Below are 318 nucleotides of genomic sequence, written 5' to 3' on the forward strand. Positions count from 1 at the left end.
AGGATGTTGATGATATTTGAGGGGTTGTGAAGGGAAATGGATATTTGGGGGTGTGAGATGAAGGGGTAGTGAGTATTTTTAATGGAAGGGGTGATGGTTGGAATATTATTGAATGGTTGTTGGAAATGGAGGTTGGGAGAGTTGAGAGGATGAAGGGGGATGAATTGAAAAAGGGAATTGGGATGTGCAGTAAACAATGGTATGAGGAGGTGTTGGAGAGGTTTAAACGATATAGGGTGAAAGAGTTAGATTAAAGAGGGGGGATGAGTGGCTGTTATTTGGGTTTTGCAAGGTTTGTTAGAGATTTTATTACTGGAT

1 protein-coding gene is annotated in these 318 nt (G+C 40.9%); it reads left to right on the forward strand.

Features of this window, described 5'->3' with window-relative positions; genetic code table 11:
• The first annotated feature begins 68 nt into the window (after positions 1 to 68).
• Complete coding sequence (locus FS736_RS23530) at positions 69 to 254, forward strand: BofC C-terminal domain-containing protein (protein WP_144481531.1); 186 nt, start codon at positions 69 to 71, stop codon at positions 252 to 254.
• Positions 255 to 318: the final 64 nt, after the last annotated feature.

The sequence above is a fragment of the Cytobacillus oceanisediminis 2691 genome (genome assembly GCF_007678455.1).
GTDB classification, from domain to species: domain Bacteria; phylum Bacillota; class Bacilli; order Bacillales; family Cytobacillaceae; genus Mesobacillus; species Mesobacillus oceanisediminis_A.